The 18,214-nt window shown below is 50.5% G+C and carries 14 protein-coding genes; 5 read left to right on the forward strand and 9 right to left on the reverse strand.

The annotated features are described in order from the left end of the window. The first annotated feature begins 63 nt into the window (after positions 1 to 63). Both LCH85_21230 and LCH85_21235 read left to right on the forward strand, forming a co-directional pair. A complete protein-coding gene (locus tag LCH85_21230; protein ID MCA0354524.1) occupies positions 64 to 2,295 on the forward strand; it encodes a protein kinase in 2,232 nt (743 codons plus the stop codon). Positions 2,296 to 2,390: 95 nt separating this feature from the next. Then, complete coding sequence (locus LCH85_21235; GenBank protein ID MCA0354525.1) at positions 2,391 to 3,497, forward strand: serine/threonine protein kinase; 1,107 nt, start codon at positions 2,391 to 2,393, stop codon at positions 3,495 to 3,497. Positions 3,498 to 4,128: 631 nt separating this feature from the next. On the opposite strand, the gene LCH85_21240 is transcribed toward LCH85_21235, so the two are convergent. The 8 genes from LCH85_21240 to LCH85_21275 form a co-directional block, all read right to left on the reverse strand. Continuing rightward, complete coding sequence (locus tag LCH85_21240) at positions 4,129 to 5,592, reverse strand: glycosyltransferase family 39 protein (GenBank protein MCA0354526.1); 1,464 nt, start codon at positions 5,590 to 5,592, stop codon at positions 4,129 to 4,131. 235 nt (positions 5,593 to 5,827) lie between these two features. Next, a complete protein-coding gene (gene queG / locus LCH85_21245) occupies positions 5,828 to 6,970 on the reverse strand; it encodes a tRNA epoxyqueuosine(34) reductase QueG (GenBank protein ID MCA0354527.1) in 1,143 nt (380 codons plus the stop codon). Continuing rightward, positions 6,967 to 8,094: a site-specific DNA-methyltransferase gene (locus tag LCH85_21250; GenBank protein MCA0354528.1), complete on the reverse strand. Its 1,128-nt coding sequence runs from the start codon at positions 8,092 to 8,094 to the stop codon at positions 6,967 to 6,969. The genes queG and LCH85_21250 overlap by 4 nt, the downstream gene beginning before the upstream one ends. Positions 8,095 to 8,209: 115 nt before the next feature. After that, positions 8,210 to 9,079 (reverse strand): metal ABC transporter permease, encoded by an 870-nt coding sequence (locus LCH85_21255; protein MCA0354529.1) that lies wholly within the window; start codon positions 9,077 to 9,079, stop codon positions 8,210 to 8,212. Positions 9,080 to 9,261: 182 nt separating this feature from the next. Further along, positions 9,262 to 10,122 carry a metal ABC transporter ATP-binding protein gene (locus tag LCH85_21260; protein MCA0354530.1) on the reverse strand — a complete coding sequence of 287 codons (861 nt, stop codon included), beginning with the start codon at positions 10,120 to 10,122 and terminating at the stop codon, positions 9,262 to 9,264. An 82-nt stretch (positions 10,123 to 10,204) separates the two neighbouring features. Next, entirely contained in the window at positions 10,205 to 11,212 is a 1,008-nt protein-coding gene (locus tag LCH85_21265; protein ID MCA0354531.1) for a metal ABC transporter substrate-binding protein, read from the reverse strand. A gap of 131 nt (positions 11,213 to 11,343) precedes the next feature. Continuing rightward, on the reverse strand, positions 11,344 to 11,520 hold the full coding sequence (locus tag LCH85_21270) for a hypothetical protein (protein ID MCA0354532.1): 177 nt from the start codon (positions 11,518 to 11,520) through the stop codon (positions 11,344 to 11,346). A gap of 72 nt (positions 11,521 to 11,592) precedes the next feature. After that, positions 11,593 to 12,159, reverse strand: coding sequence for an RNA polymerase sigma factor (locus LCH85_21275; protein ID MCA0354533.1), 567 nt, complete (start codon positions 12,157 to 12,159; stop codon positions 11,593 to 11,595). 278 nt (positions 12,160 to 12,437) lie between these two features. Between LCH85_21275 and LCH85_21280 the strand changes: the two genes are divergently transcribed. Together LCH85_21280 and LCH85_21285 are read left to right on the forward strand one after the other, a co-directional pair. Continuing rightward, complete coding sequence (locus tag LCH85_21280) at positions 12,438 to 13,664, forward strand: hypothetical protein (protein MCA0354534.1); 1,227 nt, start codon at positions 12,438 to 12,440, stop codon at positions 13,662 to 13,664. Positions 13,665 to 13,769: 105 nt separating this feature from the next. Continuing rightward, on the forward strand, positions 13,770 to 15,092 hold the full coding sequence (locus LCH85_21285; protein ID MCA0354535.1) for a hypothetical protein: 1,323 nt from the start codon (positions 13,770 to 13,772) through the stop codon (positions 15,090 to 15,092). A 114-nt stretch (positions 15,093 to 15,206) separates the two neighbouring features. Here the strand turns inward: LCH85_21285 and LCH85_21290 are convergent, their stop codons facing one another. Beyond that, positions 15,207 to 16,625 carry an FAD-dependent oxidoreductase gene (locus LCH85_21290; GenBank protein MCA0354536.1) on the reverse strand — a complete coding sequence of 473 codons (1,419 nt, stop codon included), beginning with the start codon at positions 16,623 to 16,625 and terminating at the stop codon, positions 15,207 to 15,209. A gap of 424 nt (positions 16,626 to 17,049) precedes the next feature. Between LCH85_21290 and LCH85_21295 the strand changes: the two genes are divergently transcribed. Next, entirely contained in the window at positions 17,050 to 18,204 is a 1,155-nt protein-coding gene (locus tag LCH85_21295) for a BMP family ABC transporter substrate-binding protein (protein MCA0354537.1), read from the forward strand. The last annotated feature ends 10 nt before the right edge of the window (positions 18,205 to 18,214 follow it).

Genomic DNA, 18,214 nt, shown 5'->3' on the forward strand with positions numbered 1-18,214 from the left:
AAAATATTAATCTTTGGTACTGAAGAGAGCGGTCTTCCGCTGTTTTCGTTGTAGGATGCTGCTATGGAGTCGTTTGAACATACCCAGTTGGGCGAGTATACCTTGCAGGATGAAATAGGTCGCGGCGGGATGGCGCTCGTCTATCACGCGCAGCACCCCGATTATGGCTCGGTAGCCTTTAAAGTGTTACCACCCTATTTCGCCCACGATACCGACACGCTCCGACGATTCATGCTCGAGGCACGGGCGATTCGAGAGTTGCACCATCCCCATATTGTGCAACTCTACGAAGCCAGTGATATTCCTGACCCAAACAATACCCGCCAACGAATCCATTATATTGCTATGGAATTTATTGGCGGTGGCACACTTAGCGAACGCTTGCATACCCAGCCCCGTCAGCAACTCAATCCAACAATTGAGATGGGCTTGCATATTGGTTCGGCCTTAGATTATGCACACCGCAAGCAGTTTATCCACCGCGATATCAAGCCTAGCAATATTCTTTATCGCCACGATGGTCATGCAGTCTTGGCCGACTTCGGGATTGCCCGCGTCAGCAATGAGGCTCGTATGACCAAAACTGGCGGTTTTGCAGGCACGGTCGCCTATACTGCACCCGAAATTGCTGAAGGCCAAATTGCTGATGCTCGCTCCGATATTTACGCATTAGGCTTGATTCTCTATGAAGCTTTAGCGGGCAAAAACCCCTATGCCAACATGCATGCAAATATCGCTGTTGCATTAAGTAAAATTATCAGTACTCCATTGCCGCCATTACGTGAGCTAGCCCCCCATGTCCCACCACTGACCGCCCAAATTATCGAACGCGCCACGGCCAAAGATCCGGAACGCCGTTTCGAGAATATGTCTGATTTTGTTGAAGCACTCAAACAGGCTAAATTTGGACGATCAGCAACCAAACCCGATGTGCAATTGAATGCCCATGGCAAGCCCATGATTCCAATTGCCCGACCAGGTGGGAGCCGAACTGAACGCAGCTCTGAAGGCGATTCAACACGCACGCAAGTTTTCAATCCAGTGGTTGGTGCTGTTAGCGCCGTCAATGTGCCTGTTTCACAGCCCAACCAAGGCTTGGCAGGCCCAGCTAGTGGCGCAAATATGGCCTTGCCTGTTGAAGGCACCCAAATCTATACGCCTCCAGCAGTCAGCAGCCCAAATAGCCATATCAATCAACCACTCAGCGGGGTTAATCAACCATTGAGCGGAGCCAATCAGCCCCTACCAATGGCTGGAGGGTCTCAAGTTAATGCGGCATTACCGCATGATGGGACGCAGATCTACACCCCTGAGTCGGTTGGGGCACCAAGCGGAACCAATATGGCGCTCACTGGCGAGAGCACTCAAATGTATGCGCCAATGTCGGGGGTCAATCAACCATTATCGGGGGTCAACCAACCTCTAACTGGCCAAAACCCGTTACGTGGGCCAAGCTCGCGACCCAATCGCACGGTCAATGCTCGTCCGATCGAGGTTGCCCGACCTGGCACCGCTGTCAATCAAAATCTTGGCCCTAACTCTCAGCCTAATCTCGGCTTTGACGGCGGCTCAGGTACATTTGCGGTTAATCGGCCAAATAACAATAAAAAGAAGGCCTTAATCGCTGGCATCGGTGGTGGAATTTTAGGCTTGGTGCTGATTGGTGTGTATATGCTCTCTAGCAGCAATGCTAGCACTACCACCGATAATAATGGCACATCAAGTGCGATTGTTACCACCGATGGCGGGGCAACTGCCACGAGCGCAAGTGCCAGCGAAGGAACACCCATTGGTACTCAGCCAGTTGTGGTGGTTGACCCAGGAGTTGCGACTAGCACCTTGGCCCCAACCCCAGAAAATAGCCCAACACCTGAGCCAACTGATACACCAGTAGCCTCGGCCACATCGAATGCAGTTGTCGCAACCGCCCGCCCACAATCACCAACCCCACGGACACGGGCAACCAATGTTGTCCCAACTGCACCACAAGCAACGGCTGTACCACCAACCAATACACCAGCACCAGTTGATAGTGATGGTGATGGGGTTGCCGATGAAAATGATCCTTGTCCGAATGTAGCTGGGCCAAATGGCGGTTGTCCTGCTCCAACCGATGTTCCACAGCCAACCGCAATCCCTGATTCCGACGGCGATACGATTCCTGATAACGTCGATAATTGTCCAACCGAACCAGGCGATCCATCACGGAATGGCTGTCCAAAACCACCACCAACCAATACACCACGCCCACCAACCTCGCCGCCACTACCACCAACCCCCGTTACAGGGCCATAGGCGTGGCGGAAGTCGATTAGCCCAAACAACAGAGCGCACCTGCCAGTGCGCTCTGTCTATGATCACAAGCTATGTTTAGCATTAGGTGGCCCTCTATGCAAAACTTAAGTAATCTTCAACTTGGGGAGTATCATCTAGCTGAGCAGATCGGCCAAGGCGGCATGGCGGTTGTCTACAAGGCTGAACATCCACAGTTTGGCACAACCGCATTCAAAGTCTTACCGTCGATGCTGATCCACGTCGGTGAATTATTAACCCGCTTCCTCAACGAGGCCGATGCCGTGCGGATTTTACATCACCCGCATATTGTCCAATCGTATGAGACCGGGGCCGTACCCCACCCCCAATTAGACGAGGAGGTCTATTTTATTGCGCTCGAATATATCGAAAATGGTTCGTTGTTGGAGCGCATGATCGCTAGCTCGCTCGCCGTCGAAGATGTGATCAAGATGGGCATCGATATTGGCTATGCCTTGGAATATGCCCATAGCAAGGGGATTATCCACCGCGATATCAAGCCCAGCAATATCCTGTTCCGCAACAATGGCCAAGCTGTTTTAGCCGATTTTGGTATCGCCAGCACCGCTCAATATATTCGGCTTACCAAAACCGGCAATGTAACTGGCACAATCGCCTACATGGCCCCAGAAATTATGCAAGAAGTGCCAGCCTCGCCGCGCTCTGACCTCTACTCACTGGCCTTGGTACTCTACGAAACACTCACCAATTCACGGCCTTTTGGCACTGATACGGCCTCACCGCAGTTGGTGCAAAAAATCTTGCAAGAGCAAATTCCGCCGCTGCAAACCGTTGTGCCAAGTATATCGCCAGCGATTGCCCAAGTTATCGAACAAGCCTTGGCCAAGCATCCGAACCAGCGTCAAACATCGGTCGGCGAATTTGTCAGCCAATTGCAACATGCGCTGCAACGCCGTACCCCCAGCCAATTTACCATCCCATTGCCTGAGCCATCCGAAGATCTGTTGGCCGATCAGTTTACCAAGCCCCAACAACGTACTCCTAAGGCTAAACCGATCGAGGTTAATCGACCAAATGCGGCAGCTTCATCAACGCTTGGCATTCAAGCCAGCAATGATCTCGCCAGCTCATCGCGGGCAAAATTTACGACAACCCTCCAGTTTGTGTTGATCGCAGTTGTGACCTTCTTTTTAGTCCTAGGTATTTTTTTCATTTTTAAATAATTGACCCTAGGTATTTTTCTTAATTAATTTTTGACACAATTGCCTTAACTCAAGCCATTCCAAGCCAAAAATTGCCCATTTTAGCGCTTCATCGTAAAACAGCGATGAAGCGCTTGTAGTTAACCAGCCTGCCCAGTATATTAACAGTGTAACCCGTATGGATACGGTTCAGCGGGAACAGCACCTAAACAAATCAAACCAAACCCCACATTGGTCACCGCTATCGACCAACGGAATGGCCGCTGGAAATAGTCGGTGGTGCGTCGAAACTAACACATTCATTAATTATTGTTATGAGGAAACGCACAAAGACATGCACGTGGCTCGGGCTGGTGGTGACTGATCACCGACGAACACCCATCTGCTGCTCGGCTATCAATGTGAAGCATTGTTATAGTTCTTGCGTGATGTGACAATAACCGTAATTTTAAGGTCAGCCGCAAGGAACGCTAGCAAGCCCAGCCCCTGCGAGGGGTCTCCTCGGCAGGCAGCCGCTTCGCTTAGCCATAACAATTAGGAGTTTGTTTAGCTTTGAAGCTGTCGAACCGTATCCGCGGGTCCTTTGGTTAGAGTGTTTTGTTTGTAAAAAAAGGATTGCCACCGTCTCGGAGGGGATGGTGGCAATTGCATTTTAGGGTTTTGGCACGTAGGTAAACACGATATCGGCAAATTCTAGTTGATAATGCTCGTCAATCAGTCGAATGCTCTCTTCAGTCCAGCGTCCCGTCGCATCGCGCCGATCGGTTTGCACATTAAACGGCAACATAATCAAGCTCCAACGGCGTTGCCGAATGCTCTCATATAACCCATCAGCTGGCCAAACCTCACTCTCAATCGCAGGCCCCATCGTCGATGGATCATCGAAAATCAAGGGTTTGCCCGCCGCAATCGCCAAGCCTGGGTTATCGAGCAATACATCGCCGGGCTTCGATTGAATATAGGGCACAAATCGCGCCATATCGAGAATGCCAAATTCGCCCCCATACCAACTGGGGGTTTGACGTAAACACCAGCCTTGCAGCAACAAACCACTAATCGCCAGCGCCATCGCTGCCCGCCACCAACCTTGCTTAGTCAAACCAAGGTTAATCAGCAAACCAGCCGCCAAACCACCAGCCAAGCACCAAGCGAGCATTGTTTCTAAAAGATGATTATGGTGCGCCCCAACTTCGCCCGCCCCATACAACGAAATTGGAGCCAGCGTCGCATACAAGGCCGCTTGGCGCATGGCATAATGTCGCCAGTGCAAGCCTAAACCAAGCAGCGCCAAGCCAACCAAAGGCAACGACCAGCCAAGCAAACGCACATATTTCCACATCAGATCAAAGCTCCACCACTCCGAGCGGTGCAAGCCCCAAATGTGGCGCGTCGCCCAGCCAGCGGTCACAAGATCCAACGCGAGATAGGGCAGACCTGCTGCTAAAACGGCAATTGTGCCAAATTTTAGGCCTTTGCGCCAATCGTGCAGCAGCAAATTAAGCCCAACTGCCAGCGGAGCCATTGCCAAGGTTTGTTTGGCTAAAAACGCCAAGCCAAAACAAACTGCCGCCCAACCAAACCAACGCCCTTCACGCCCGCTAGCCAAGAGCAAACCCAAGGCCGTAAAACTCAAGGCAAACAAATCGGGCTTGAGCCGCAAGGCCCATAATTGAGCTGGCGGAAAGGCTAGCCAACACGCCCCAACTGCTAAACCCAACAGCCAAATGCGAGTATGGCTAGCCACAAACAGACTGATGATCAGGCCAATCGCCAGCATTGAGAGCAGTGAAATCCAACGGCCTGCCGTAAAAGGCTGCGCAGGATCAAACGGCATAAACGAAAGCAGCATCGGGTGTAAAGGGGTATAGGGAGCCGAAATAAACTCTTCGGCCACAATCGGGCGATACAATGAGCGATCACGTCGAATCAGTTGGGCTTCGTGCAATAATGTGCCTTCAAGCCCATCGTCGGGGGTTTGCAAGTTCAGCACAGGCCGCCGCGCCAAGCCCCGTTCAAAGGCTGGCCACATCAAGCCCAGCATAAGCACCAACAATACTCCGCCCAAGCCAAGCCGCCACCAAGCCTGTTTTTGCCCTTCAGTCTGCTGTTTTTCCATCGTTTGCAATTCTTCCACAAGCCAACAAAAGCCCATGGATAATAGCAGATCCGCTACGTAACGTCTAGCAAAACGATTTGAGGCAAATTCCTAGGATAACTGTTTTACCGAGATCACCACCCCTCCGCCCCGCCTCAAGGCGGGGAACGCAGGGTGTTTTCATCCCCCTGCACCCCCTAAAGCACAATTTGTGACATTTGCAATTTCGCTGATCAGGCAAATTTCCGTATTTAATTTAGTGTTCTTGCAAACTTTGCAGCAATTCGTTGTGCACGATTGGCTCGGTCTCAGTTTGCAGGGCTTGTTGCAATAATGCGATGGCCGAATCATCGAAATTGCGGCCAATCGCCCAAGCGGCATGCTCACGCACAAGGCTGCTGGCATCGTGCAACAAGGGCGCTAGCAAGGGCAAAATCGCGGGGTCGCGCCAGTTGCCTGCTGCCACACAAGCGTTGCGCACCAAACGATCACGCTTGAGCCGACTAATCGCGGCCTCGCCATAGCGCTCACCAAAACCAGCAGGATCTAAGGTCAAAAGGCTGGCCAAGGGCGGAGCTGCCCGATCATGATCAATTGGAAAAAAGGCTGATTCTTGGCTTTGTACACCAAAACGCTGCCACGGGCACACATCCTGACAAACATCACAGCCAACAATCCAATTGGCCATTTGCGGGCGGAGCTCACGCGCTATCGAGCCTTTATATTCAATCGTCAGGTAGGAGATGCAGCGCCGAGCATCAAGCACATGCGGTTTGGGGAAGGCCTTGGTTGGGCAGGCTTGTAAACAGCGGCTACACGAGCCACACATCGTCGGCGGGGCAGGCTGATCATAATCAGCAAATTCGTAGGTCGTTAGAATTTCGCCCAAGAAGAAAAAGGAGCCACGCCGTGGGCTAATCAGCATGGTGTTTTTGCCGATAAAGCCCAAGCCAGCCTGCTGGGCATGCGAACGCTCTAAAATCGCCCCAGTATCGACATAGACCCGCTGCTGAACTGGCTCGGCAATTTGGGTTTGCAGCCAATTCGCCAGTTCTTGCAAACGTGGAGTCATTAGATCATGGTAATCGATGCCCCAAGCATAGGCGGCAATCCGGCCACGGCTGGGGTCATTCAGCAAACTAGCGGGAATTGGCTGGGTGCGATAATCCAGCGCCACGATAATCAACGAACGCACATTCGGCACGATCACATTCAAATCTTGGCGACGCGCTTGGCGATCAGGCCGTGCCAAATAGCCCATCTCGCCATACATTCCGGCTTCAACCCAAGCTTGGTAGGCAGCTAAAGTTGGTGATGGCTGGGCAGGGGTGATACCAACCAGATTAAAACCTAATTGAGCAGCCTGTGCTCGAACTGCCTCAGCAAGATTGTTCGTCATAACTCACTTAAATCATCGGCGCTAGGAGTTTGTTCGCGTAAACGCCGCACCTCTTGGCGCAACAAATCAATTGAGGCTAAAGTACCATCACTCGCCTGAAAAAACCAATGCTCCCAGCCATTGCAACTTGGTTGGCCTGTCAAAATTGTGCCAAGCTTGTGAATTGAGCCGCGTGTGCCATCGGCCATGCGCAGCGAAGCATCAGCCAACAGCGTGGCAACTAAGTTTGGATCGCGGTTAAACCATAATTGTTGGCCCGCTTGCAACAAACCATGCTCCAACAAATTGCCAAAGGGAATCCGTGGAATCCGCCGTTTGTTGCTCGGCAAGGCTTGTAAGGCACCGGTGCTGCTAGGCGCCTCAATCGCGGCAATCCGGCCTCGCGCTGCTTCAACATAGCTGGGATCACGCTCGATGCCAATGTAGTGACGGGCCAAACGTTTGGCTACCGCGCCCGTCGTGCCCGTGCCAAAAAATGGATCAAGCACCACATCACCGACATTTGAGCTTGCTAACAACACCCGATAGAGCAAAGCTTCGGGCTTTTGGGTACTATGCACTTTGTTGCCGTTGATTCGCAGGCGTTCGTTGCCAGTACACAGCGGAAATTCCCAATCGCTGCGCATTTGTTTATCATCATTCAGGTGGCGTAAGGCATGATAATTAAAGGTATACTTCTGACCTGGCAATTTAGCACACCAAATTAATGTCTCATGAGCATTAGTTAGGCGTACACCACGAAAATTTGGCATTGGATTACGCTTAATCCAGACAATATCATTTAAAATCCAAAAGCCAAGGTCTTGCAAAATTGCACCAACCCGATAGATATTGTGATAACTACCGATTACCCACATTGTGCCATTATCTTTTAAAACACGCTGACATGCTTGCAGCCAAGCGCGAGTAAATGCATCGTAGGCAGCAAAATCGCGAAACGAGTCCCAATCATCATCAACTGCATCAACATGCGTCATGTTGGGGCGTAATAAATCGCCACGCAATTGCAAATTATAGGGAGGGTCAGCGAAAATGAGGTCAACGCTGGCTGGTGGCAATAATGGAAGAACATCACGACAATCACCTAAAAGGATTTGATCGTGGTTCAAGGCTAAATCGGCCATAAGCAGTCCTCATGCGTGATAGTAAGATCGTATCCTACCAAAGAATCAATGCATGTGGAATATGCTAAATCGTTAGCATGGGCCTAATTCAGGTGTGAGCAACGATTATACCTAGTTAGTCAGCAACTTTGCGTTGAAACAGGCCAGCTAAAGCATTTTTACGTGGCGCAAGCACCAATACCAGCAAAAAGATCGCTGTATGGGCCAAAACAATCGATGAGCCAGTTGGTACGCCGTCGATATAGGCTGAAACGTAAATCCCAATCGTTGCCGCAATCAGGCCTTGCACTGAACCCCAAACGATCATCGACCAAAAGCGCCGTACTACTAACGAAGCAGTTGCCGCAGGCGTAACCAACATCGCTACCACCAGCACAATCCCGATGCTTTGAATTGCCACCACCACCGTTATCGCCATAATGCTGAGCAGCAAATAGTGCAAGAAGCCTACTGGCAAGCCTTGAGCCGCAGCCGCAGTGCGATCAAAGGTCATGAGCACTAATTCTTTGTAGAGCGCTGCAATCACCACCAAAATTAATCCGCCAACGCCAACAATCGTCCAGAGATCGCTCTGGCGCACCGCCAGAATATCGCCAAGCAACAAGCCAAATAGCTCTTTATTGTAGCCACGATCACGCGAAAGCAGGAAAATGCCCAAGGCAAACATGCCAGCAAACAACACCCCGATAGCGGTATCAAGGCTAACTTTGGAGCGGCGAGTAATCCAGCCAACACCTAAGGCGGTAGCCACACCAAAAATCGCCCCGCCCAGCGCAATATTCCAGCCGAGCATTGAGGCAATCACCACCCCAGGAAACGAGGCATGAGCCAAGGCATCGCCAATAAACGATAAATCTTGCAGCACCACAAATGCGCCGACTACTGAACACAAAATTCCAATTAGGATCGCGGCAAGCAGGGCGCGTTGAGTCGGCGCAAATTGTAAAGGAACCACGACACAGTTCCAAAAATCGGTACATTTCATGGGTTGGGAACCTTTTTTGAGTTGGGGATCGGTTGACGGGGGTCGGGGATCGGTATTTAGTACGCCCTCATCCCAAGCCTTCTCCCACGGATCAGGCGAAGTATCTGCCCCCTCTCGCCCTCGCCTCGCGTGCGAGAGCAAGGGGGTGAGGGCCTAATTTCAGCCCAATCGCAACCAATCCATTAATTATTCGCTGATCCGTCGCGGTTAATCAAAGTCTGTTTTTCGGTGCAATTACCATGATTGCAATCGAGAATGATGCGCTCGGCACTTGGCACTAAAACCAACGAACGCCCAAACGTAGCCTCAACCACTTCGCGGGTCATAATGGCGGTGGGCGGGCCATAGGCAATCAGGCGCTGGTTCAAGCAGAGCAAGGCATCAAAATGATGTTCAAGATGTTGCAAATGATGGGTTGTCACCAACAGGGTGCGGCCTGCACTGCTCAAATCGCGCAGCAGATGCAAAATTACCTCTTGAGTTGGCACATCAACGCCACTAATTGGCTCATCGAGCAACAAGACATCGGGTTCTTGGGCCAATGCTCGCGCCAAAAAGACTCGCTGTTGTTGACCACCCGAAAGATCAGCGATTGAGCGTTCGGCAAAATCTTGCATATTGACTTGTTCAAGCGCGGCATCGGCGAGGGCATAATCGGCCTTTTTCGGGCGACGCAGCCAACCAAGCTGGCCATAGCGCCCCATCAGTACAACATCGCGCACACTAGCCGGAAAGCGCCAATTGACCGCGCTAATTTGCGGCACATAAGCCACTTTACGCGAACGCTTGGCCAAAGCTTGGCCAGCCACCAAAATTTGGCCTGTTGAAGGAATTAAGCCTAAAATTGCTTTGATCAACGAGGTTTTGCCAGCACCGTTGGGGCCGATGATCCCAATTAATTGGCTTGATTGGGCCTGAAATGACACATCACTGAGCACCGTGCGTTGATCATACCGAATATTAAGTTGACGAACTTCAAGCGCTGGGGACAGGCTGGTGGCCGATTGAAGCCGAATATGCGCTTGGGAAGCAACCGCTGCCATAGAAAAATCCTTCGTTAACGCAAGAAGCTATAGGCAACAGCCGCTGCTGTTCCTATAGCTACTGCCATACATCAAGTGTGCGTTATTTGAGCGCAGCAACAATAGTATTCATATTGTACCGCATCATGTCGATATAGGAAGTTGCCGTATCGCTGCCTAAAGTGTCGGTATACAACACCGCAATTGTTTCAATCCCAGCTTCATCCGCCAGCAATTGGGCAGTTTTTTGGTTGAACTGCGATTCAGAGAAAATTGCCGGCACGCCGCTGGCCTTGACACTCTCGACCAAGGCCGCTAAATCACCAGCCGAAAGCTCGGCTTCGGGGTTATCCAACAACACGCCAGCAACTTCAAAGCCATAGTGGTGGGCAAAATACGGAAAGGCATCGTGGTTGGTCACCAGTTTGCGCCGTTCTGCCGGAATTTGGGCGGCCAAGCCTTGTAATTCTTGGTCGAGCGCTTGCAATTGGCCAAGATAGGCTTCGGCATTGGCCACATAGACATCCTTGCCACTGGGATCGACCGCGCTAAGTTGGTCACGAATCGTCAGGGTATACGACATCACATAGGTTGGGTCAAGCCAAAAGTGTGGGTTGCCTTCTTCGTGAGCGTGCTCATCGGCATGTTCTTCGTCAGCATGTTCTTCATCGGCGTGTTCTTCAATCACTGCAAAGCCAGCCGATAATTCAACCCGTGGCTGCTCGCTGCCCCCAGCATTTTCAAACAAAGGTTCGAGCCATTCCTCAAGGGCGTGGCCATTGAAAAACACAATATTGGCATCGGCGATTTTTTGGCTATCACCAGGCGTAGCTTGATAATCTTCGGGGCCAGCGCCCAAGGGAATAATATTATCAACAATCACTCGTTCGCCACCAACTTGCTTGATCACATCGGCCAGAATGCTCATGGTTGTAACAACACGAATTTGGCTGACTGGCGCGGTACTAATTGCGGTTGCCGTTGGCATGATTTGATCAGCGGTAGTGGTTTGTTGTTGGCTTTGGCTAACTTGGCTTGGCTGAACTGTGGCTGTACTTTGGCCACAACCAACCACCAACACCAGCAACAACCCTAAACTATATCGACGCATTGAATTGAAATCCTTAGCTAATTGATATTAATCTCATTATAAAAGAGATAATATCTCAATAAATGGTTTTTTGTCAAAAAAAAGCCCATTGCCTGGCGGGCAATGAGCCGATGGATATCAGCACATCGGTATCATAATACCGCAATAATGCTTAATGTGCTGAGAATTAACATCAAATAGACTGCCAATCGCCAAGTATAGAGGGAAATTGATTGGCTACTAGCTGGAACTCGCAGCATATGGGCTTCCCCCAGCACCAGCGCGAGTGCTCCAACGACACACAACATCACCATAAGTGTGATTTGCATAGGACACCTCCTTGCGGGAACTGCCGCCAGATGGATGTTGCAGCAGCTATACGCCCTAAGCAAAAAGGTGTTTCAAGCTTCGGCCATGTAGCAGGCCAAGGCGCGGCGCAAGGTAGGGTAGGCTTGTTGCAAATAGCCATACACGGTGTCGGGGCTAATTCCCAGCGAGCATGAGGCCTCTTGGGCAGTCATTCCTTGCAAATAACACAAATTGATCGCCATGCGTTGGCGGGTTGGCAGCGTTTCCAGTGCTGCATAAATATATTGGCTTAATTCAGCAGAAAGCGTGGCATCGCCCAAATCGCTAACACTCATGCGCTCATCGAGTTCATTCAAGTTGGTTTGGGGTCGTTGGCGACGGCGATAATCGAGCGCAGCGTTGATCGTAATGCGATGCAGCCATGTGCCGAGGCTGCTACGGCCTTCAAAGCGATTGATATGCTCAGCCGCGCGAATAAAACTCTCTTGCACAATATCATCAGCTTCATCATCGGAGTAAACATAGCGCCGAGCCAAACGTTGCATCTGAGGTGCGAAGGTTTGCAAAAAATAATTAAAGGCTGCATCGTCGCGCTGGCGCAACCCAGCAACAAGGCCGGCTTCATTTAATTCTTGGTTGCTAGGTTGAAAAGCAAGCATCACAACAATCCTTCGCTAGGAATAATCAGTATTTGTAAGCTCAATTCAGCGGTGTTGCAACTTTAGCACAAGCTATTGCTAAGCCTCATAGCAAATAGCACGACTTTTGGATAGCTCAAACAAAACATAGGTTCAGCCCAAAATAGCGCAATAGTCCTAGGTTAAAAAAGGCCTAGTTAAGTGGCTCGTAAGCCGATTCGTGATAGGCTTAATCCTATACTATTCAGTGGACTAATTGGGGATTCACTGAGCGGTACAACTTAATAGGAGGCGATGTCATGCGACGACGCATTCGTTGGCTACTGTTAATCGGTGGAGTTGTTGGCCTCGGTTTGGCGGTTGGAATCGGCTGGTGGCAACGCGATCAACCAGCAGTTAAGCTCAATCGAACCCTCGTACAAGATCAAGCTGGCAATATTCAACTGATCGATGGTCATAATCAACAATTGGCGTTGACGAATGATGCCTCATCAATCATCCAATATATTCAGGTTACGCCTGCACCCGATGGACAACACGTAGCCTATATTCAACTAACGCCCACAGTGATCGAAATTCGGGTGCAGGCCTTCGATGGCAGTCCAGCTCGCACAGTTTTCAGCGATTTTAATCTGCGCCCGTTTTATCTTTCTTGGTCGCCCAATAGCCAAATGCTGGCCTTTTTAGCGTCGGGCACAACCATGGAATTATATGTTGTGCCCGCTGATGGCTCCGAAGTAGCGCATAAAGTGCGTGATGGACAACCATCGTATTTTGCTTGGAAGCCCGATAGCAGTGCTTTACTGTTGCACACGGGCGGCGGCACTCCGGTTGGCAACACGGCAGTCCACTCAGTTCAATCCAAAGATTTGACCTTTTTCAAGGAAACCGCTGGTGATTTTCAAGCTCCTGCTTGGAATGCTGATGGCTCGGCGCGGGTGGTGGTAGTGGCTGATGGCGAAATCAATCAACTGATGCAGATTGATCAGGTCGGCCAACAAGCCTTGAGCGAACCAACCAGCGATGGCTTTATGTTTGTGCTTTCGCCCGATCGTGCCAAAGTGGCCTACCAAACCTTTGGCTTGCAAACCCGCTCAGGCTTGATGATTCAAACAATAGCTACCGGCAAAAGCCAAAGTTTCGAAACCGCCCGTCCCTTAGCGTTTTTCTGGTCGCCAGATGGGCGTTCGGTGGCCTTGTTGGTTGCCGATGCGCGGCCACGCGGCCCCAGCGGCGATGCTGGAATTGTCAAAGTTAGTCGTCAAGCTCAAACTGGGGTACAAGTGCATTGGGAAGTGCTGAATGTCGAATCGGGCCAAGTTAAACGGCTCAAATCGTTTGTGCCAAGTGGGCCTTTTTTGAATGTATTGCCCTATTTTGACCAATATGCTGCCTCGTTAACCTTCTGGTCGAGCGATAGCCAATATCTGCTCAACAATAGCAGCGACGGAGTTTGGCAAATTCATGTTGAAACTGGTGTAGAACAGCAACTAACCAAGGGCGCATTTGGGGTTGCCGTGCCATAAACTGCTAGACTTACTGCTGGTAGCGATGCTATAATCGACCTGTAGACCAGTGGTCATGAGGGAGCCACTGATCGCTACTAGCAATCCCCTCGTTGAGATTTGATAATGCGTCGAATTATCATAAGTACGCTAACCTTGCTAGCGCTAAGTTTGTTACCACGCGCTGCATCGGCCCATGAGTTGTGTTTCAACCAAGCCACCGAATATTGTCTGAATGATCCGTTTGCTGACTATTGGGAAGAAAATGGAGCCTTGCCAGTTTTTGGCTATCCAATTAGTGCTGCAACTGTGCAAAGCGATCATAGTTTGCAATGGACAGAGCGCCATCGGCTCGAAGCATGGCCAGCCAATGCCAACACACCCTATGAAGTGCAGCTAGGCCTGATCGGCAAAGAACGTTTAGCCCTGCTTAATCGCCAACCCGAAGCAGCAGAATCAGGTCCAATTGATGGTTGTTTATGGTTTGCCGAAACTGGCCATAATGTTTGTGATCAAACGTCGAGTGCTGGATTTAAGCAATATTGGCAAAATCATGGCTTAGCCGTACCAGGTTTGGATCGTTATGCGCGTTCATTACAACTCTTTGGCCTACCACTCACCGCGCCTCAAATGGAAACCAATGCCAATGGCGATACGGTGATGACGCAATGGTTTGAACGGGCGCGTTTCGAGTGGCATCCCAACAATCCCGATGAATTTAAAGTGCTGTTGGGTTTATTGGGCAAAGAGGTATTTCAACCAATTGTTGAACCACAACCAACTCCAATTCCAACACCTGTGCCAACCCCAGAACCACAACGTTGTACTGCGGTTTTTCCGGCTCCCAGCGTAATCAGTCTAGCTGAAACCTGTGTGGCGGGCGGCTCGCTGTTTGAGGTTTCAGGCAAATTCGAGCCAAATCAAACCATGTTTGCTTATGTAACCCAACCCAATGGCGAAGTTGTAACCTTCCCTGTGGTGATTGGCAATAGCCGCAGCCAGGCTGATGGCACATTTTCGCTGGTTGGGGCATTACCAGCCAATGCCAAACCTGGGGTATATGGCGTGACGGTTCAGGGTGGAACATTAAGTGGTGTCGCTTATTTTGAACTTTATACGCCTGCCCAACCACCAACAACCGATTATGGCGTGGTTCCAGCTTCGTCACCAAATGGCTACGCCTACCCTGATACTGGCCCAATTGGCCAAGTATTCCATTACGGCGCTTATGGCTTTGAGCAAAATTCAATTGTATCGGTCTATATTACAGCTCCTAATGGCGCAATTAGTACTGCTCGATTCAAGGTAACGGTCGATGGTGATGGGAATGCAGCTCGCGATGTTGCGTTCCGTACCAACAATCTTGATCTAGTAGGGATTTACGCCATCACCTTTGAAACCACCGATCAACAATATAAAGTAACAATCTATCACCGAATTACGCTCTAAATTAACCATAACTACTACTGTGAACGAATCATTTGCAACCGCTAGCAGCCAAATGCTCTAGCGGTTGGATTTTATGCTTAGCTTGTTACAACCGGCTTTGCCTTTAGCTTCGACTCAGCGAAAGTACCAGCGTAACGTGCGTTGCAACCATGGTTTTTCGAGCCAGCGGGTAAACGAACGTTGGGCAGTCATTTTGAGGCCTTGTGAGCGGGTTGGATAAACGTTAATCAAGCCACCGAGTTTTGAGGCGCTGACACCTGTGCCCATCGCCAACACCGCTGCATTGATCATATCGCCAGCGCCTTGGCCGATAATATGCACGCCGACAATTTGTTCTTTGCGGCCAACCGCCAAAATTTTGGTAAAACCTTGAGTTGCATCCTCGGTACGAGCACGATCGTTGGCGCTCCATGGCAACTCATACACCCGCAAGCTGCTGCCATACTTGGCCCGTGCTTGGTCTTCATTCAAGCCCACATGGCCAACTTCGGGGTCGGTAAAGGTTGCCCACGGCACTAATTCGTATTTCATGGCACTTTGGCCTGGAAAAAGCGCATTGCGCAGCACTAAACCTGCTTCTTGCGCCGCCACATGGGTAAATTGATAGCGCCCAATCACATCGCCACAGGCAAACACTTGTGGGTTACTGGTGCGCAAATAGTGGTCAACATGAATCCGTTGTTCAGGATCATACAAAATGCCTGCTGCATCCAAACCCAAATTATGCAAATTCGGGGTACGGCCCGCCGCCACTAAAATTGCATCAGCAACCATGGTTTGAGGTTGGTTATTGGCAGTTTGAATCGTGAGCTGTTTTGCACCAGCCTCCAACTCGACCTTAAGGGTTTTGGTGTTGAGGTAAATCTGCAAGCCCTCGGCTTTAAGCGCTTGAGCCAAGGCCGCGCCCATGGCATGGTCATCTTTGGGCAACAGGCGTGGGCCTTGTTGAATGATTGTCACCTCTGCTCCCAAGCGAAATAGTGATTGGCCTAGCTCACAGCCAATCGGCCCACCACCAAGCACAACAATCCGCTTGGGCAGTGCTTCTAATAAAAAAACATCTTCGTTGGTAAGGTAGCCCGCCTCAGCCAACCCAGGGATCGTCGGAATTTTGGGATGCGAGCCAGTCGCGATGCAAAAGTGCTTAGCCCGCAGCAACTCGCCATTAACTTCGACAGTTTGATCATCATAAAAACGCGCACGACCTTCAATCACCCGTGCGCCCGCTTGGCGCAGCACCTCAGGCGCATCGTCGTGTTGGTAAATTTGCTGCTGCACCGAGTGCACATAGCCCATCACTGCGGCAAAATCGATGCTTGGCTGGGAGCTAATCCCATAACGGGCAGCAGTGGCCGTGGTATGAGCAATTTTGGCAGCGTGAATTAAGCTTTTACTTGGCACACAGCCAGTCCAAGTACAATCGCCACCGAGCTTATTGGCCTCGATTACGGTAATTTTTGCCCCCAACGAAGCGCCAAATTTTGCAAAGGTAATCCCCGCCGAGCCGCCACCAATTACCAGTAAATCATCCATGCATGCTCCTTTATAGCGAGGTATCAGGATTATGATCCACGAAGGACACGAAGATCACGAAGCTTGAAACCGCGAAGATCGCGAAGATCGTTAAATATTCAAACTCAAAAATATATCGTCCAAACCCCGCCCCCAACAACCGATCCCCAAACTTTAAGTTCTATGCTCTTTGGTCTATGTTCTTTACTATACTGCCACATTTGCCAACCAATTCTAAACGATTGCGAAATATTTTTTGGCTTTTGGCGTTTCCAATCAATCTCCGATAGCCCATAGCCCATAGCCACCATTCATCCCTCATACTTTATACTGCGCCGTGTTATGTTATAATCAACGCCAATGCATGTCACCATTCCCCACGCATTGCGGGTAACATGTTTTTGGGGAGCTACAGATACACTTTTATTTTAGGAGGGTTCCTCCCATGAACAAACGCATGATTGCGTTCATGATGCTGTTGGTCTTGATGATTCCGGTGTTGGCTGCTTGTGGCACCGAAACCGCTGCAACCACAGCTCCAGCGGCTACCGCAACCACCGCAGCCGCTGCCCCAACGGCAACTGCTGCTGCCGAACCAACCGCTGCTGCCGAAGTAACCGCTACTCCAGCCGCTGAAGCAACCGCCGAAGCAACCACTGGTGCAAGCAACCCAAGCGACATCAAAATCGGTTTGGTTACCGACGTTGGTAAAGTCGATGACGGTACCTTCAACCAATTCGCGTTCGAAGGCTTGAAACGCGCCGAAACCGAACTTGGCGTAAAGATCGACTACATCGAAACCATCGATCCAAAAGACTACGAAAAGAACATTGAACAATTCGCTAGCCAAGGCTACGATTTGATCATCGGCGTAGGCTTCTTGATGGGCGATGCAATCAAAGCTGCTGCTTCGAAGTACCCTGACTTGAAGTTTGCTATCGTTGACTTCGCTTACGACCCAGCATTGCCAAACGTCAAGGGCTTGGTCTTCTCAGAAGACGAATCAGCATTCATCGCTGGCGCTTTGGCCGCAATGGTTTCAAAGAGCGGCAAAATCGGTGCTGTTGGCGGTAAGGAACAAGTTCCTGCGGTCAAGAAGTTTGTGCTTGGCTACGAAGCTGGCGCTAAATACGTCAATGCCGATATCCAAGTCAGCAAAGTTTACATCGACTCATTCACCGATCCAACCGCTGGCGGCGAAGCTGCTAAGACTCAAATCGCTGAAGGCGCAGACGTAATCTTCGGTGCTGGTGGCCAAACTGGCTCAGGCGCAATCAAGACCGCTGCCGACAACAATGTATTCGTGATTGGCGTTGACCAAGACGAATACAACACCACCTTCAAAAAAGGCCCAGCCCCAATGTTGATCACCAGCGCTATGAAGCGCGTTGACAACGCTGTGTTCGATGTGGTCAAGGAAGTTGTTGATGGCAAGTTCGCTGGCGGCCTGTACTTGGGCAACGCTGCAAACGGCGGGATCGACTACGCTCCATTCCACGATGCAGAATCAGCTTTGCCAGCCGACGCTAAAGCCAAACTTGACGAAATCAAGAAGGGCTTGGCCGATGGTACCATCACCACTGGCGTTACCTTGAACTAATTGTTGCCGC

Source organism: Chloroflexota bacterium (genome assembly GCA_020161265.1).
Classification (GTDB): Bacteria; Chloroflexota; Chloroflexia; order Chloroflexales; family Herpetosiphonaceae; genus Herpetosiphon.

Coding starts and splice junctions, on each gene's coding strand:
- LCH85_21230 (MCA0354524.1), top strand. CDS start 64: ATGGAGTCGTTTGAACATACCCAGTTGGGCGAGTATACCTTGCAGGAT.
- LCH85_21235 (MCA0354525.1), top strand. CDS start 2,391: ATGCAAAACTTAAGTAATCTTCAACTTGGGGAGTATCATCTAGCTGAG.
- LCH85_21240 (MCA0354526.1), bottom strand. CDS start 5,592: ATGGAAAAACAGCAGACTGAAGGGCAAAAACAGGCTTGGTGGCGGCTT.
- queG (MCA0354527.1), bottom strand. CDS start 6,970: ATGACGAACAATCTTGCTGAGGCAGTTCGAGCACAGGCTGCTCAATTA.
- LCH85_21250 (MCA0354528.1), bottom strand. CDS start 8,094: ATGGCCGATTTAGCCTTGAACCACGATCAAATCCTTTTAGGTGATTGT.
- LCH85_21255 (MCA0354529.1), bottom strand. CDS start 9,079: ATGAAATGTACCGATTTTTGGAACTGTGTCGTGGTTCCTTTACAATTT.
- LCH85_21260 (MCA0354530.1), bottom strand. CDS start 10,122: ATGGCAGCGGTTGCTTCCCAAGCGCATATTCGGCTTCAATCGGCCACC.
- LCH85_21265 (MCA0354531.1), bottom strand. CDS start 11,212: ATGCGTCGATATAGTTTAGGGTTGTTGCTGGTGTTGGTGGTTGGTTGT.
- LCH85_21270 (MCA0354532.1), bottom strand. CDS start 11,520: ATGCAAATCACACTTATGGTGATGTTGTGTGTCGTTGGAGCACTCGCG.
- LCH85_21275 (MCA0354533.1), bottom strand. CDS start 12,159: ATGCTTGCTTTTCAACCTAGCAACCAAGAATTAAATGAAGCCGGCCTT.
- LCH85_21280 (MCA0354534.1), top strand. CDS start 12,438: ATGCGACGACGCATTCGTTGGCTACTGTTAATCGGTGGAGTTGTTGGC.
- LCH85_21285 (MCA0354535.1), top strand. CDS start 13,770: ATGCGTCGAATTATCATAAGTACGCTAACCTTGCTAGCGCTAAGTTTG.
- LCH85_21290 (MCA0354536.1), bottom strand. CDS start 16,625: ATGGATGATTTACTGGTAATTGGTGGCGGCTCGGCGGGGATTACCTTT.
- LCH85_21295 (MCA0354537.1), top strand. CDS start 17,050: ATGAACAAACGCATGATTGCGTTCATGATGCTGTTGGTCTTGATGATT.